18 protein-coding genes are annotated in these 16,182 nt (G+C 39.9%); 16 read left to right on the top strand and 2 right to left on the bottom strand.

Annotation, left to right across the window (positions count from 1 at the left end):
* Positions 1-368 precede the first annotated feature (368 nt).
* Positions 369-1,331, top strand: coding sequence for a 23S rRNA pseudouridine(955/2504/2580) synthase RluC (rluC, locus tag OM33_RS11425; RefSeq protein ID WP_038641816.1), 963 nt, complete (start codon positions 369-371; stop codon positions 1,329-1,331).
* Positions 1,328-1,963 carry an HAD-IIIA family hydrolase gene (locus tag OM33_RS11420; RefSeq protein WP_038641813.1) on the top strand — a complete coding sequence of 212 codons (636 nt, stop codon included), beginning with the start codon at positions 1,328-1,330 and terminating at the stop codon, positions 1,961-1,963. The genes rluC and OM33_RS11420 overlap by 4 nt, the downstream gene beginning before the upstream one ends.
* A 12-nt stretch (positions 1,964-1,975) precedes the next feature.
* Here OM33_RS11420 and OM33_RS11415 read toward each other — a convergent pair whose 3' ends face one another.
* The gene (locus tag OM33_RS11415; protein ID WP_038641810.1) at positions 1,976-2,578 is read right to left on the bottom strand and encodes a Maf family protein; all 603 of its coding nucleotides are present in this window, start codon (positions 2,576-2,578) and stop codon (positions 1,976-1,978) included.
* A gap of 118 nt (positions 2,579-2,696) precedes the next feature.
* On the opposite strand from OM33_RS11415, the gene yceD reads away from it, so the two are divergent.
* From yceD to OM33_RS11345, 14 genes are all read left to right on the top strand, one after another.
* Positions 2,697-3,221 carry a 23S rRNA accumulation protein YceD gene (yceD, locus tag OM33_RS11410; RefSeq protein ID WP_038643311.1) on the top strand — a complete coding sequence of 175 codons (525 nt, stop codon included), beginning with the start codon at positions 2,697-2,699 and terminating at the stop codon, positions 3,219-3,221.
* Positions 3,222-3,232: 11 nt separating this feature from the next.
* A complete protein-coding gene (rpmF, locus tag OM33_RS11405; RefSeq protein WP_010559953.1) occupies positions 3,233-3,400 on the top strand; it encodes a 50S ribosomal protein L32 in 168 nt (55 codons plus the stop codon).
* A 10-nt stretch (positions 3,401-3,410) separates the two neighbouring features.
* A complete protein-coding gene (plsX, locus tag OM33_RS11400) occupies positions 3,411-4,487 on the top strand; it encodes a phosphate acyltransferase PlsX (RefSeq protein WP_234402693.1) in 1,077 nt (358 codons plus the stop codon).
* Positions 4,488-4,560: 73 nt separating this feature from the next.
* Positions 4,561-5,493, top strand: coding sequence for an ACP S-malonyltransferase (gene fabD, locus OM33_RS11395; RefSeq protein WP_038641808.1), 933 nt, complete (start codon positions 4,561-4,563; stop codon positions 5,491-5,493).
* Positions 5,494-5,510: 17 nt separating this feature from the next.
* A complete protein-coding gene (gene fabG / locus OM33_RS11390) occupies positions 5,511-6,257 on the top strand; it encodes a 3-oxoacyl-ACP reductase FabG (protein ID WP_038641806.1) in 747 nt (248 codons plus the stop codon).
* 209 nt (positions 6,258-6,466) lie between these two features.
* Entirely contained in the window at positions 6,467-6,703 is a 237-nt protein-coding gene (gene acpP, locus OM33_RS11385; protein ID WP_010559957.1) for an acyl carrier protein, read from the top strand.
* A 105-nt stretch (positions 6,704-6,808) separates the two neighbouring features.
* Positions 6,809-8,047, top strand: coding sequence for a beta-ketoacyl-ACP synthase II (gene fabF / locus OM33_RS11380; protein WP_038641803.1), 1,239 nt, complete (start codon positions 6,809-6,811; stop codon positions 8,045-8,047).
* 60 nt (positions 8,048-8,107) lie between these two features.
* Positions 8,108-8,899: an aminodeoxychorismate lyase gene (gene pabC, locus OM33_RS11375; RefSeq protein ID WP_038641801.1), complete on the top strand. Its 792-nt coding sequence runs from the start codon at positions 8,108-8,110 to the stop codon at positions 8,897-8,899.
* Positions 8,896-9,882: an endolytic transglycosylase MltG gene (gene mltG / locus OM33_RS11370; protein WP_038641797.1), complete on the top strand. Its 987-nt coding sequence runs from the start codon at positions 8,896-8,898 to the stop codon at positions 9,880-9,882. The genes pabC and mltG overlap by 4 nt, the downstream gene beginning before the upstream one ends.
* The gene (gene tmk / locus OM33_RS11365) at positions 9,879-10,508 is read left to right on the top strand and encodes a dTMP kinase (protein WP_038641795.1); all 630 of its coding nucleotides are present in this window, start codon (positions 9,879-9,881) and stop codon (positions 10,506-10,508) included. Before mltG ends, tmk begins: the two co-directional genes overlap by 4 nt.
* Entirely contained in the window at positions 10,505-11,395 is an 891-nt protein-coding gene (locus OM33_RS11360) for a hypothetical protein (RefSeq protein ID WP_052140986.1), read from the top strand. The genes tmk and OM33_RS11360 overlap by 4 nt, the downstream gene beginning before the upstream one ends.
* Positions 11,396-11,408: 13 nt before the next feature.
* The gene (locus OM33_RS11355) at positions 11,409-11,735 is read left to right on the top strand and encodes a PilZ domain-containing protein (RefSeq protein ID WP_010559963.1); all 327 of its coding nucleotides are present in this window, start codon (positions 11,409-11,411) and stop codon (positions 11,733-11,735) included.
* Between the two features lie 14 nt (positions 11,736-11,749).
* A complete protein-coding gene (locus tag OM33_RS11350) occupies positions 11,750-12,523 on the top strand; it encodes a TatD family hydrolase (RefSeq protein ID WP_038641792.1) in 774 nt (257 codons plus the stop codon).
* Positions 12,524-12,570: 47 nt separating this feature from the next.
* Positions 12,571-14,388: a metallophosphoesterase family protein gene (locus OM33_RS11345; RefSeq protein ID WP_052141064.1), complete on the top strand. Its 1,818-nt coding sequence runs from the start codon at positions 12,571-12,573 to the stop codon at positions 14,386-14,388.
* Positions 14,389-14,704: 316 nt separating this feature from the next.
* Here the strand turns inward: OM33_RS11345 and rsmF are convergent, their stop codons facing one another.
* The gene (gene rsmF / locus OM33_RS11340; protein ID WP_038643305.1) at positions 14,705-16,144 is read right to left on the bottom strand and encodes a 16S rRNA (cytosine(1407)-C(5))-methyltransferase RsmF; all 1,440 of its coding nucleotides are present in this window, start codon (positions 16,142-16,144) and stop codon (positions 14,705-14,707) included.
* Positions 16,145-16,182 lie beyond the last annotated feature (38 nt).

Here is a 16,182-nt window from a genome sequence, read left to right as displayed (position 1 = left end):
TCAGCCCAGCACAAAAATTCATTTAAATATATTCTGAACGACGTGTGGTCGTAAATCTCGTATCTTATCTTTTAAAATACGTTTATTAGCTGAGTTCGATGGGGCTTTTCCGGGTCACAATCTAGTACACTCATTGCTTCAGGGGGCCACTACATGCGCTTTAAGATCGTTAAAAGCTTTTGAAAGCTGTCAGAGACCTGTATGATCTGCGTCTTAAAGCGTGTTTCATCGTTAGCTTTGGCTAATAAAACACCAAATTGACAGTTGGAGCGGAATTTTTGCTCTCAAAGGTTCAATTTCGAACGCGATTATCCCATTAAATATGGACGCTTCGCAACTAAATTATTACTCAAATCAGTGATTAGGCAATGTCAGAACAGCAAAAAAATCAGGTCCAATTTGTTGATATCGATGAAGGCAATGATGGCCAACGAATTGATAACTTTTTAATTACCTTTTTAAAGGGTGTGCCTAAGAGTGCCATTTATCGCATTTTGCGAAAAGGTGAAGTGCGCGTAAACAAAAAGCGTATCAAACCGATATACAAACTGAAAGCGGGAGATATGGTACGTATCCCGCCAGTTAAAGTTGCTGAAAAACAAGAGTTTGTCCCTAAAAATCTTGATAAAATTAACAAGTTAGAAGATGCCATTTTATTTGAAGACAAATACTTAATGGTCATTAATAAACCTTCAGGCATGGCGGTGCATGGTGGCAGTGGTTTAAGTTATGGCTTAATTGAGGCGCTGCGCAGTATTCGTCCCGATGAGCGAAACCTTGAACTAGTACATCGATTAGACCGTGACACCTCAGGATGTTTACTGGTTTCTAAAAAGCGCTCAGTATTGCGCGGTTTGCATGAGCAGCTGCGTGAAAAAACCATGGAAAAAAATTATTGGGCGCTAGTAACTGGTAGTTGGGCAAGCAAAATTAAAAATGTTACCGAGCCACTTCGTAAAAATACCCTGCAATCAGGCGAACGTGTGGTGCGTGTTGATGAAGCAGAAGGCAAACCCAGTCAAACCCGTTTTCGTGTATTAGAGCGTTTTGGTCAATTTGCAACATTAGTACAAGCGTCGCCAGTAACAGGGCGTACACACCAAATTCGCGTACATACACAATGTAAAGGCCATCCAATTGCATGTGATGACAAGTATGGTGTGGCAGAGTTTGACAGTGAAATGAAGAAAAAAGGCTTAAACCGTTTGTTCTTGCATGCTCATGACTTAACCTTCGTTCACCCTAAAACAGAAGAATCTATGCGTGTTGAAGCTCCGTTGGATGGCAATTTAAAAAATTGCTTAAAAACACTTCGTGAAGACAAGCAATGAATAACAAACAATTAATCATTTTTGATTGGGACGGTACCCTAATGGATACTGTGCCAAAAATTGTTAATACAGTGAAATTGGTGGCAGACTGCCACCAATTAACTCGCCCAACTGATGATGCAATCAGGCAGATTATCGGGCTTAGTCTTGATGTAGCCATTAACGAACTGTTTGAGAAGCCGTCAATGACTTTAACGCTTTCGCAAAGTTATAAAGACATTTACGTAAACGAAGAAACACCATCAACGCTTTTTCCTCATGTAAGAGAGTGTTTAACAGCACTACATGAAAAAGGCTATACACTTGCAGTGGCAACGGGTAAAAGTCGGAAGGGATTAAACCGTTTAATGGCGGAAACAGAATTGGCACATCTATTTAAGGCAACACGTACAGCGTGTGAATGTGCTTCAAAACCATCGCCTGAGATGATTTTAGAAATTTGTGATGAGCTTAATATTGCAAGTGACAAAACCGTGATGGTTGGTGATACCACAATGGACTTAGCAATGGCAAATAATGCAAAGGTTGCGTCCGTTGGTGTAAGCTTTGGTGCTCATCCTGTTAGTCAATTAAAGCCACTCAAACCGATTATCATCATTGACCAATTTGAGCAGCTTATAGACTTGTTCTAACTTTATTTGTACTCAAGATTTATTCGTTTGCAGGTTTAGTGGGTCAATATTGAACTCTTTGAGTAAAGAGGTGAGTTTAATTAATGGCAGACCTACTAAACTATTTGGATCCTCGCCAACAATTTTATCAAAAAGAACAATTCCTAATCCTTCGGATTTAAAACTCCCAGCGCAGTTTAACGGTTGTTCTGTATCGATGTACTGCTCAATTTGGTTTTGCGTTAATTCTCTAAAATAAACTTGGGTAATATCATGGGTCACCTGAATTTTATCGGATTCGATATCAAATACCGCTAACGATGTAATGAATTGCACTTTCTGCCCTGAAAAAAGAGAGAGTTGTTCAATTGCTTTTTCACGAGTATGTGGTTTACCTAATATCTGTTCAGCAAAAAGGGCAACTTGATCCGAGCCAATCACAATACCTTTTTCATAAAATTGCGATGCTGTTTGCGCTTTCTCAATAGCAAGTCTTTCAACCAAATTAAGCGGCGATTCATTCAGTTTTGGGCTTTCATCGATATCTGGCGAAAAAGCATCAAATTCAGGCAATATTTTTTTCAAGATTGATTTTCGAAATGGTGAACTTGACGCTAAAATAAACGAGGTTTTCATGATAATTTTCAACGAATACTTACTTTTTGCGCAGAATAGGATTCAATTGCCCTAAATGCAAAGGAAAGTTGAATTTTATTTTGACTCTAAGTCTAACAATCTATATGATGCAGCCCCTATGCAAAAGGTGAAGATTCCGATCACGCTTGATCCGGTAAGATCAGCACAAAAGCAAGTCACATATGACGGTGTTGTGTTGTTTGAACAACTTCCTCGATTACTCGAAGTAGTTGTTAGGAGCGAGGGTGAGGTCGAAGTTAAGATTCATTTCAGGAAAGACGAACAAGGTATCAGTGTTGTTGAAGGCCATGCTAGAGCCAACATTACTACAGTTTGTCAGCGCTGTAATGAAGAGTTAGGGTTGGATTTGGAACTAGACTTTGCTTATTCGCCAATAGGTATAGGTAAGTCATCTGAGCATCTACCGTCATGTTATGACGTTGTAGAGATGGATGAGGAAGGTGAGATTAACTTGCATCAACTAGTTGAAGACGAGTTAATGTTAGCCATCCCAATAGTACCGATGCATGAAGAGTCTCATTGCAGATTTTCAGAAAAGCCTTTGAGCTTTGGTGAAATAAAAGCAGAAGATGACAAACCAAATCCATTTGAAATTTTGAAACAACTTAAGAAAGATTCTTAGGAGATAAGGCAATGGCTGTACAAAAAAGCAAGAAGTCTCGCTCTAAGCGTGGTATGCGTCGTTCACACGATGCGATCAATGGTCCAACTCTAACTGTTGATCCAGTATCAGGTGAAACTCACCGTCGTCACCACGTAACTGCAGACGGTTACTACAAAGGCGAAAAAGTAGTTTCTTAATCGAGCTATTTTGATGTCTAATCTAACCATAGCGTTAGATATAATGGGGGGCGATTACGGCCCCCGTTCTTCGTTGCCTGCCGCAATCGAGGCTGTCAACATACACAATAATATAACGCTTATATTATGTGGCAACGAAACACTTATCCGCACAGAGCTTGAAAAGCTCGACGCACTTCAACACCCTCGATTACATATCAAGCATTGCAGTGAAGTTGTTAATAATGACGACAAGCCAGCTACGGCATTGCGATGTAAAAAAGATTCTTCGATGCGAAAAGCCCTTGATTTGGTTAAATCAGGTGAGGCGCAAGCATGTGTATCAGCGGGTAACACAGGTGCACTGTTTGCAATGGCTTATTGCATTTTAAAGATGCTGCCTGGTATCAGCCGTCCTGCACTGATTAGTTCTGTACCAACCGAAAAGCCAAAACCTGTCTACTTACTTGATTTGGGTGCAAACGTTACAGCAGATCCTGAAACACTTTTTGAATTTGCGCTTATGGGCAGTGTGGTGGCGGAGCAATCACAAGGTATAGAAAACCCAACAATCGGTCTATTAAACATTGGCGCTGAAGTAATAAAAGGGCATGACGATATAAAACGCGCAGCTGAACTTTTTGAGCAATCAAATGCAATTAATTATATTGGCTATTGTGAAGGTACCGATATTTTTAAGGGCAAGGCCGATGTTATCGTATGTGACGGTTTTGTTGGCAATATTGCACTTAAAACCTGTGAAGGCATTGCCAAAATGATTATTCATAAATTGAATAAAACCCTTAAGAAAAGTATTTTTTACCGTGCCGCTGCACTTTTAATGTTTCCGGTGTTAAAAAAACTCTATAAAAAGATGAACCCCGACCAGTATAACGGTGCAAGTTTGGTAGGATTACGCGGTATTGTGGTTAAAAGTCACGGTAATGCGAAATCACCTGCATTTTTAGCAGCGATTAATGAAGCCGTGAGGGAAGTTGAAAAGCAACTACCTGAAAAAATTGAGGCCCGTTTTGCAGCGTTTAAAGGTCAGCAATTAGATCTTGATAATGTGGATAAAGAGTCATTTTGTTCACCCTGCGATAAATAAGCTCATTTTTTCCACGAAAAGAATTTTATAACCAGCGATTGCTGGTTTTGTTTTGTTATAGAAGAAGAAAACTATGTCAAATAACACAGCGATTTTATTTCCAGGCCAAGGTTCACAATCGGTGGGCATGTTGGCTGAATTACTAGCTGAATCAGAAGTTGTTCAAGCTACATTCAAAGAAGCAAGTGATGCATTAGGTTATGACCTTGCGGCATTAGTGCTTGAAGGCCCTGCAGAGTCACTTAATGAAACGCATCGCACTCAACCTGCGTTGTTAACGTCAAGTGTTGCAATTTACCGTCATTACCTTGCAAACGGTGGTGAAAAACCAAGCGCAATGGCAGGTCACAGTTTAGGTGAATATTCAGCACTCGTATGCGCAGGCGTGATTGAACTTGCTGAAGCAGTAAAGCTTGTTGAAAAACGTGGTGTTTATATGCAAGAAGCAGTACCTGCAGGTACTGGCGCAATGTACGCAATTATCGGCCTTGCTGATGATGCAATTGCTAAAGCATGTATTGATGCAGCTCAAGGTGAAGTTGTTTCACCCGTTAACTTTAATTCACCTGGTCAAGTTGTAATTGCAGGTCAAAAGGCAGCGGTAGAGCGTGCTGGTGAATTATGTAAAGAAGCCGGTGCAAAACGCGCGTTACCGCTTGCAGTGAGCGTACCGTCACACTGTGCACTAATGAAGCCCGCTGCTGACAAACTAGCTGCTGATTTAGAAGCGATAACATTTAATACACCTGAAATATCAGTAATTAATAATGTTGACGTAACGACAGAAAGCGCAAGCGAAGCTATTAAAGATGCACTAGTACGTCAACTTTACAGCCCTGTTCGCTGGACTGAAACAGTTCAAAAGCTAGCACAAGATGGCTTAACCAGAACGTATGAGTTTGGTCCTGGTAAAGTATTGACAGGTCTTGCAAAACGTATTGATAAATCGGTAACTTGCGCTGCAGTAAACGATTTAAACACTCTTTCTAGCGTTTTAGACGCATAATTTTATTGGAACATTTTATGAGTAACTTATTCTCTTTAGAAGGCAAAGTTGTACTAGTAACTGGCGCGAGTCGTGGTATTGGTAAATCAATCGCAGAAACACTAGTATCACTTGGTGCAACTGTTGCGGGTACTGCCACAAGCGAGGGCGGCGCTGCAAAAATCAGTGATTACTTAGGTGAAAACGGTAAAGGTTACGCGCTTAATGTGACAGAAGCTGATTCGATTGAAACAACACTTGCAGCGATTAAAGCGGATCTAGGCGATATCGATGTACTAGTTAATAATGCGGGTATTACGCGTGACAACCTACTTATGCGTATGAAAGACAGTGAGTGGGATGACATTATCGACACTAACTTGTCGTCAATTTTCCGTTTATCAAAAGCGGTACTGCGTCCAATGATGAAAAAGAAAAATGGTCGTATTATCAACGTTGGTTCTGTTGTTGGTACTATGGGTAATGCAGGTCAAGCAAACTATGCAGCAGCAAAAGCGGGTGTTATTGGTTTTTCTAAATCAATGGCGCGCGAAGTGGCATCTCGCGGCATTACGGTTAACGTTGTAGCACCTGGTTTTATTCAAACGGATATGACAGACGAGCTAACTGACGAACAAAAAGCAGCAACGCTTGCAAACGTACCTTCAAATCGTTTAGGTCAACCGAACGAAATTGCAGCAGCTGTAGCGTATTTAGCATCTGACGCTGCTGCGTACGTAACAGGCGAAACTTTGCATGTAAACGGCGGCATGTACATGATCTAACCCAAGGTCCTATCACAATTTCGGCGAAATTGTTAAATTTAGGGTTGAAATTGCGGTGAAAGTAGGCGATAAAAGGTTAGTTTTAGATTTATGAGGTTCGACCAGATAATAAAAATCGAAATGAATCTTGAATCATAAAATTTTGCAGCGTACACTACGCCGCAATCTGAAAAATAACGCAAAAGCGTTTTTTAATTAAGGAAACAAGAATGAGCAACATCCAAGAACGTGTTCAAAAAATCATCGTAGAGCAACTAGGTGTTCAAGAAGAAGAAGTAAAAGCAGAAGCATCATTTGTTGATGATTTAGGCGCTGATTCACTAGACACTGTAGAACTAGTAATGGCTCTTGAAGAAGAGTTTGACACTGAGATCCCAGACGAAGAAGCTGAGAAGATCACTACAGTTCAAGCAGCTATCGATTACGTTACTGCTCACGCTGAGTAATAAAAGCATAGACATTAAAGGCAGCATTTTAGCTGCCTTTAGTTTTTCAAAAGCCCTCATTAGGGCTTTTGTATTATCTGCACCTAATATATTTTGGAGATGACTGTGGCTAAACGTCGAGTAGTGGTTACTGGCCTAGGTATGTTAACCCCTCTAGGTAATGATGTTGATACAACATGGCAAGGTTTATTAGCGGGTCAAAGTGGCATTGGTTTAATTGACCATTTTGATACGTCTGATTTTGGTACTAAATTCGCGGGTCTGGTAAAAGATTTTGACCCAACATTGTACATGGCGAAAAAAGACACCAAAAAGATGGATTTATTCATTCAATATGGTATTGCTGCTGGTGTACAAGCATTTAAAGATTCTGGATTAGAAGTTACCGAAGAAAATGCTGAGCGTATTGGTGTTGCGGTAGGTTCAGGTATTGGTGGTCTAACACTTATCGAAGAAAACCATGTTAAATTACTTAACAGTGGTCCTCGCAAATTATCACCGTTTTACGTGCCTTCAACCATTATCAATATGATCTCTGGTCATTTATCGATTATGCACGGCCTTAAAGGTCCAAATATCTCGATAGTTACGGCATGTACAACAGGTCTTCATAATATTGGTCACGCAGCACGTATGATTGCCTATGGTGATGCTGATGCTATGGTTGCAGGTGGTGCAGAAAAAGCATCAACACCAATTGGCATGGGCGGCTTTAGCTCAGCGCGTGCATTATCTACACGCAATGACAACCCACAAGCAGCATCGCGTCCGTGGGATAAAGACCGTGACGGTTTTGTACTGGCTGATGGCGCGGGTGTAATTGTGCTTGAAGAATACGAACACGCAAAAGCACGCGGTGCAAAAATTTATGCCGAGTTAGTAGGTTTTGGTATGAGTGGCGATGCATATCACATGACGTCACCACCAGAAGACGGTGCAGGTGCCGCACTTGCAATGAAAAATGCACTCAATGATGCTGGTGTAAATGCAGAGCAAGTTGGTTATATCAACGCACACGGTACTTCGACACCAGCGGGAGATATTGCTGAAACTAACGCTGTTAAGTCAATTTATGGCGCAGCGGCAAGCGATGTATTAGTAAGCTCAACCAAATCAATGATGGGCCACTTACTTGGTGCTGCAGGTTCAGTTGAATCAATCGTAACGATTTTATCGCTTCAAGATCAAAAAGTAACACCGACAATTAACCTTGATAACCCAAGTGAAGGCTGTGACTTAGATTATGTTGCGCATACCGCGCGTGATGCTAAGTTAGACTATGCCCTATGTAATTCATTTGGCTTTGGTGGAACTAATGGCTCTTTATTATTTAAGAAGATATAATCATTAGCAGAAATCGAATTGTGAATAAAAGCCTAGGATTTCCTAGGCTTTTTTGTGTGTATGGACATAACAATAATAACAAATAGCGAAACTCCAACTATCACCAGTAATGATAGAGCATTGCAATATGGTGATGGCTTTTTTACAACGATTAAAGTTGAAAATGGTAAACCTTGTTTATTAGATGAACATTTAGCACGTTTGCGGCAATGTAGTGAGCGACTTTTCTTCGACAATCTCAACCTAACTGAAATTGAATCAAATATTATTAAAGTCGCAAAGTCACATAGTCTTGCGGTTGTTAAAGTGGTTGTGAGTCGAGGTGCAGGCGGCAGAGGCTATCAACTACCCGAACAACAAACCCCTCATGTTTATATTAGCTGCCTCGCTTTTCCTGAGCCCTATTTAACGATTAAAGCAGATGGTATCGCGCTTGATACCCTTGAAACACCATTGGCAATCAATCCCCTTGTTGCCGGTTTAAAAACATTAAATCGTCTTGAGCAAGTATTAGCTAAACACGAACTTAAGCAAAAAGGGTTTAGTGAAGGGTTATTACTTAACTGCAATGGCGAAGTAATCGAAACCACTGTGGCCAATTTATTACTTTTAAAAGATGGCAAACTATATTCACCTCATCTTGATAAGTCCGGGATTTTTGGCGTCTATTTGGCGCATTTACAGAAAAAACTAGCCATAACCTTTAAAACAATCTCACTTGAAGAGTGTTATAGCGCAGATAGTTTATTTTGTTGTAATAGCCTGATGGGAATCGTGCCGATTACACGTTTAGATGAGAAACGTTTTCCATTAGACGCTGCGCTAGACTTTTTAGCAGAGAGGTCTTTATGATCCGTGCTTTCGCTTTTTTATTTACGCTTTTTGTGGCTTTCGCGACGTTTGCGGGCTTTCAGTTAAAGCAACTTCAAACTGTGCAATTATCAATAAGTGAAGCAACCTTGTATCAAGTAAAAGCTGGCACGGGTGTTAATAGCATGTGTTCAGCATTTAAAAAGAATGGCTGGGTAAAAGATTGTTTTTGGTTAAAAGTGTACGCCAAAATTAATCCAGAGTTAGTTAAGCTGAAGCAAGGCATGTACTTGATTGAAGCAAAACCACTGCTTGAAATGATTAGCGATATGAATAAAGGGCGCGATCATCAATTTCCATTTACGATTTTAGAAGGTAGTACTTTCAAACAAGTATTAAGCGATTTTAAAAATGCTGACTATCTTGAACAAGTCTCTGAAACAGCATTGAACAATGCGCTAAAAGAGATGGGTATCAAGCAAGATAATCCAGAAGGGTGGTTTTATCCTGATACGTATTTTTATTCCGCAGGTGATAGTCAACTAGCAATTCTAAAACGTGCTTATGATAAAATGCAGCAAACTTTAGATAAGGCATGGCAATCACGTGATATGGCTGTGCCTTTGAAATCGCAATATGAAGCGCTCATTTTAGCTTCAATAATTGAAAAAGAATCAGGTCACAATGCAGAACGCGATTTAATTGCGTCTGTGTTTGTTAATCGTATTAATAAAGGCATGCGTTTACAAACCGATCCAACAGTCATTTATGGCTTAGGTGATGAGTATCAAGGCGATATAAAGTCGGAACATTTAAGGCGTCATACACCTTATAATACATACCGCATCAATGGTTTGCCGCCAACTCCCATTGCGATGCCATCAGAGCAAGCTATTTACGCAACTTTGAATCCGCGTTACTCTGATTTTTATTATTTTGTTGCATCGGGTGGTGGAGAGCACCACTTTTCAAAAACATTAGCTGAACATAATGCAGCGGTTAGGAAATATCTTTTAAACAAATGATTGGTAAATTTATTGTAATTGAGGGCCTTGAGGGCGCTGGAAAGTCATCGGCGATTGCTGTTTGTCAGCAAGTATTAAATGACGCTGAAATTAATTTTGTAAATACCCGCGAACCAGGTGGCACACCGCTTGCCGAGTCACTGCGCAGTCTGGTTAAAGCAACACATGAAGAAAAGGTCAGTGATGCAACTGAGCTTCTGTTAATGTATGCAGCGCGCTCGCAATTGGTTGAAAATGTGATTGCGCCAGCGCTCGGTCGTGGTGATTGGGTGTTAGGCGATAGGCACGATTTATCGTCACAAGCCTACCAAGGTGGTGGTCGAAACATTGAGAAACATAAACTTGAAGCCTTAGCAGAAATTGTTTTAGGTGAATTAAAACCAAATTTAACCTTGTATTTAGACATTGATCCTAAAATTGGCCTAGCGCGCGCGGCTAATCGCGGTGAGTTAGATCGCATTGAGCTTGAACAGTTAAGTTTTTTTGAAAGAACCCGTGAAGTGTATTTAGCAGCCGCAAAAAATGATAAAAGTATTGTTACTATTGATGCGAGCCAAGCAATGGAGAAGGTACACTCTGATATTAAAGATGCACTAAATCAATTTATTTCAGGGGCAACTGCGTGATCCCAACCTGGCTTCAAAATGACTATCAAAGCTTAGTAACCCTTGGCGCAAACCAACAATTGCATCACGGGCTTTTATTACTTGGTAATCATGGGGTGGGGAGTTTTGATTTAGCACAGCAAGTGGCATTTGACTTGTTGTGTCTGACAAATGCCATGCAGGCATGTGGCCATTGTAAAGCATGTCTTTTAAATCAAAGCCAAACGCATCCCGATTATTTATTAATTGAGCCAGATAAAGAAACTATTAGCGTTGAACAAGTTCGTGCAATTAGTGATTTCTTTGTAACGAGTGCGAGTTATCAAGGCAATAAAGTTGTTATCATCAAAAACGCAGAGAGCTTAACCTTATCTGCCAGCAATGCGCTATTAAAAACACTGGAAGAGCCTAATAAAAGTCGCTATTTGATATTGTTAGCCAATAATAGTGCAGCATTGCCTGCTACAATTTTAAGTCGTTGTTTCAAAAAGCAACTGACGGTAGAACATCAACAAGCTAAATCATTTATAGCGGGTTTAGGCATCGATATTAATGCACCGTGGGTTTCGGCATTTTTAGATAAGCCAAACACCCTTGCGTTATGGCAACAACAAGATCGCATTACTGTCATTGAAAGTTTATATGCTATGGCAATGAAAAATGACATTCATGCTTGCCATAAGCAATTGCTTGAACTTTTTAATCAAAACCCTGATTATATAGACATATTTGTGCAATTTTACGCACAAAAATTGCAAAGTGAGCTACTCGGTAATACGCTTGATATAAAACGCTACCAAGAAAAAAGCCAAGCGCTACTGAGCTTTGCAGATAAATTTAAAGAAGTTAAAGGACTTAATTTGTCTCTACAGTTAAATCAATTACTGAAAAAATTAAGTTATTTATAAATAGGACATTATTTTGCAAGAATTACTCGTTGATTTTGAAGATACACGTGAGCTGTATAAAAGCTATATGCCTTACTTGAAAACAGGTGGCTTATTTGTGCGTACGAATATGCAATTTGAAATGTCACAGCCGCTTGCACTTCGTATTAGCTTACCGGATGCACTAGAAGAAGATGTGATCACGGGTGAGGTTGTATGGATCACACCGCAAGGTAGCCAAAACTCTAACCCGCCAGGTGTGGGTGTGAGCTTTATCGATGATAAAAGCCAAGTACGCGATAAAATCGAAAAAATGCTTGGCGGTATGTTAAACTCTAGCGATCCCACTTATACCATGTAGTTTATGGATTTTTTGTGATTGTAGATTCTCATTGTCATTTAGACAGATTAAATTTTGATGAGCTTGGCTTATCACTCGAACAAGTACTTGAAAACGCGCGCGCTAAACAAGTAGAACACTTTTTATGTGTATCAGTTACCCTTGACCAATTTCCAGGCATGCTGGAAAAAGTGCAAAATTTTCCTGATGTATCAGTAAGCTGCGGCGTTCATCCACTTGACCAAAAAGATGTACTTGATAAAGCACGTTTACTAAACCTTGCTAATAACGACAAAGTTGTCGCCATTGGTGAAACCGGGCTTGATTACTATTACAGTAAAGACACCCACCAAGTGCAAAAAGATTCGTTTGCAGGCCATATTGATGTGGCAAATGAATTAAATAAACCGCTGATTATCCATACCCGTGATGCAAAGCAAGATACGCTTGATATTATGCGTGCGCACAACGCCGAAAAATGCGGCGGTGTACTCCATTGCTTTACTGAAGATTGGGAAATGGCAAAGCAAGCGCTTGAGCTTGGTTTTTATATTTCTATATCAGGCATTGTTACTTTTAGAAATGCGTCAGCACTGCGTGAGGTTGTCGAAAAAATTCCACTCGATCGCTTACTTATTGAAACCGACTCGCCATACTTAGCGCCTGTGCCGCACCGTGGTAAAACAAACCAACCGGCGTATGTTGAAGATGTTGCTTATTTTATTGCGGATCTAAAAAACTTAGCGTTTTCAGAGCTGGCGAAAGCAACCACAGATAATTTCTATCAATTATTTAAGCTTGCGAAGTAAACACCTTGGAAAATAGCGTGACACTGCCTCTTTTACTTACAGGGCCGATGATCCGAAGAGCGGAGCCATCAAAAGTCACGCTGTTTTTTGTCAGTAGGCAAGCGCATCCATTTGATGTTAGCTCAGAGCCATTAGGTGAGTTTTCTCAGTCGCATCATGTTTTGCAATTGGGTGGGCACTGCTTTTGTCATTATTATTTTTTAACGCCTAATGACGATAAGCCTTTTCCAGTTGATCAACTAATTGATTACCAACTGAGTCTAGAGGGTGAGTCACTCGATTTAAGTCCTTACTACCTAGAAGGCCAATCGCAATGCGCGTTTGTGATTCCAAAACAACTAAACAGCATGTTGCATGGCTCATGTCGCAATCCGCATCATGAATCAAAAGATGCATTAATTAGTGCAAGCCATTTTTTAGCGTCTAAAAGACAACAAGCTAGCGAAGAACCAAGTGTATTAATTATGTCAGGCGATCAAATATATGCTGATGATGTTGCTGGCCCGATGCTACTTGCTATCGAAAAGTTGATTGATGCGCTTAAACTATTTAAAGAGCCATGTTTACTTGAACCGCTTGGGTATGGATCTAGTCAAACACTTTACAAGCGAGACGCGTTTTTACCTACAACAAAGTGGCATGAACGCTCTAAGCTCGAATTAGGTTATTGGCTACGCCGCGATTTAGAACACTTTACCAGTTTAAAGTCGCATAACCACTTGGTTCATATTGAAGAATTCTTTGCCCTTTATCTGTTAACAACCAGTGCAGCATGTTGGCAACTAGTTGAGTTAGATACACTTACGTTTGATTCAACAGATCCAGATCATCAAGCTAAATTCGTAAAAGAAAAGACACATATAGCGGAATTTGTAACTGGATTACCCATAGTTGAAAAACTGTTTGCCAATATTTCACATATCACCATGTTTGATGATCATGATGTGACAGATGATTGGAACTTAACCGCAGGTTGGGAACAAGCAGTCTATTCAAATTCTGTCAGTAAACGAATTATCGCTAATGGCCTAATTAGTTATCTTGTTTTTCAAGGCTTAGGCAATGATGGTGGTGAATATACACTAACGTTATTAACGCAATTTAATAAACACAGTGAAAATGGCTACAGCAATTTAAATGCCTTTGATAAACAGATTTTAGCATTCGACAAATGGCATTATTGTTTAGACACACAACCAAAAATTATTGCTCTTGATACGCGAACCCACCGCTGGCGTAACGAAACAGATTTCAATGAACCATCAGGGTTACTCGATTGGGAGCAATTGGTAGAGCTTGAAAATAACCTGACAGGGTTAGAAGAAGCGATATTAATTTCACCCGCGCCAGTTTTTGGTGTTAAGTCGATTGAAGCTATTCAAGCAATCTTTAACTTTTGTGGCCAGCCGTTATTGGTTGATGTTGAAAACTGGATGGCCCATGAAGGTGCAGCGCGTAAATTAATGCAAACATTCAAACGTGCTGATACGCCCATTGAAACACTGATTTTATCGGGCGATGTGCATTACTCATTTTGCTTTTCAGTACAAAGCCGTTTTTCGAACCGCGATAACCGTATCTGGCAATTAACCGCAAGCGGGATCAAAAATGAATTTCCCAAGTCCTTACTTAATAAATTAAATACCTTAGACAGTATTTTATATCACCCAAGCAGCCCGCTTAACTTCTTTACTAAACGTTGGCAAATGAAGGTACATAAGCATCGCCACAAAGAATCTTCTAAGCATTTAGTTAGTGATTCGGCGATAAGTTTAGTGCGCCTTGAAAACGAAAGACTGACCAAATATCAGTTATTGCATGGTGATGGAAACATCACAGAATTCGATTTAAATGAAAAAAGCTGATTTAACGGCGAGTTTTTTGGGTTCACATTAGGCAATATAGCGTTATTTTAGTGACTAATAGGCCGTATTTATTGGTTTTGCAGGCTAGATAAAAATTGCCCAGGACCAATCCACATTGTCCTGGGCTTAGGGGAATGGCTCATTTGATGAGCCGTGCGCTAACTTAAAAACTTTATCATTCATAGGGAGAAGTGAAAAAGTATTAGTAATTGTAGTTAAATTAATCCAAAAAAGGAAATTTTTGCTCAAAAAATAACCTTAACTAAAACAGTTGGTTACAGACTTTTTAAGATTTTGTTAACAAATGTATTCAAGGTTATTCCCAAGTTATCAACTGGCTATCCCGAACTAATTCACGTGGTAAACCGTTCTTAATTTTGTTTTTTTGCCACTTGCCTAAGCCGACACAGGTATTATTTAGCATTAACAGTACTTCATCTTTGTCGGAAGTTACTTGTGCTAATTTAATATCTTTGCCCTGAAAGTAGTCACAAGCCTCTGAAAGTGACAGTTTATGCGTGTTTTTAAGGGCTTCAGCACCAAAACAAGTTGCAAATTCATGATGTAATCGAATGCCATTTTTGTGCGTTTTACCCAATAAAATACCAATTCGGCTGTATTTAATTTTATCGATCACGTTTGCAATGTTTAATGGGAACAACCAGAGCTCTTGCTCACGTTGCCAAAGTTCACCTGCAAGCGGTTTCATCGCAAATTGCTTTTTTATTATTTGATTAAACTGCTCGGTAGTTTTTTTATCGGCAGGGGTAAACGGAAATGCGCCTTTTTTAACTTTAGGCTCAGGCTGTGGCACATGAGATTTTTTAACAAATTTGGCAACAAAGAAACCCTCAGTATCGTAAATTTGTGGCCAAATATGTAAGTAACCTTCAGCGGTTGCTGAGGCATCTGCATTTTCAAATAAATGATTTAGCGGCACTACCTCAATATGATCAGCAAAGGTGTTTAGCAAGTGTTGGCATACTGCTTGGTTTTCAAGCGGTGTTAATGTGCAAGTTGAATAAACCAAAGTACCACCAGCTTTTAAAGCATAAAATGCACTTTCAATTAGGCGTTTTTGCACATCAGCAATTTCAATATTAGATTCAATGGACCAATTTTTTAGTGCATTTTCGTCTTTACGAATGGTGCCTTCGCCAGAGCATGGGGCATCTAACAAGATATGATCAAAACTCTGTTCCATATACTGGCCAAAAATACTGGCGTCAAAGTGGGAAAGGGCACAGTTGCTAATACCCAAGCGCTGCATATTGGCACTTAACGATTTAATACGCGAGCTCGAATACTCATTGGCAACTAACACACCTTCACTTGAAAGTGCCTCGGCAATTTGTGTTGATTTACTGCCGGGGGCTGCTGCCATATCAAGCACACAGCAATCGCTTAAGTCGTTATTATTTAATAGGGCGGTGACAGGCATCATCGAGCTTGCTTCTTGCACATAGATGCAACCAGATAAATGAATATCGGTATTACCGAGTGAAAGTGATTGTTGGTTTTCAGGGCGCACTAGCCAAAAGCCGTTTTCACACCAGGGTACAGGTGTTATTTGCCAATCGTTTTGGGCTGCGTATTGTTTAAAACTGTCGACAGACATTTTTTTTGTATTGACGCGCACAGCTGTTCTGAGTGGTTTCTTACATGAGGCTAGGTAATCGTCTATCGAGAGGTGATTGGGAATATAACTTTCAACATCATCAATAAATGTTTGTGGAATAAAAATATTAGCGTGCACTTTTTCTCTGCCAACAAAGGTATTTACACCAATAATAC

The organism is Pseudoalteromonas piratica (assembly GCF_000788395.1).
Taxonomy (GTDB): Bacteria; Pseudomonadota; Gammaproteobacteria; order Enterobacterales; family Alteromonadaceae; genus Pseudoalteromonas; species Pseudoalteromonas piratica.
Note: the sequence above shows the minus strand (reverse complement) of the source record. Positions and strands in the feature narration are given on the sequence as shown.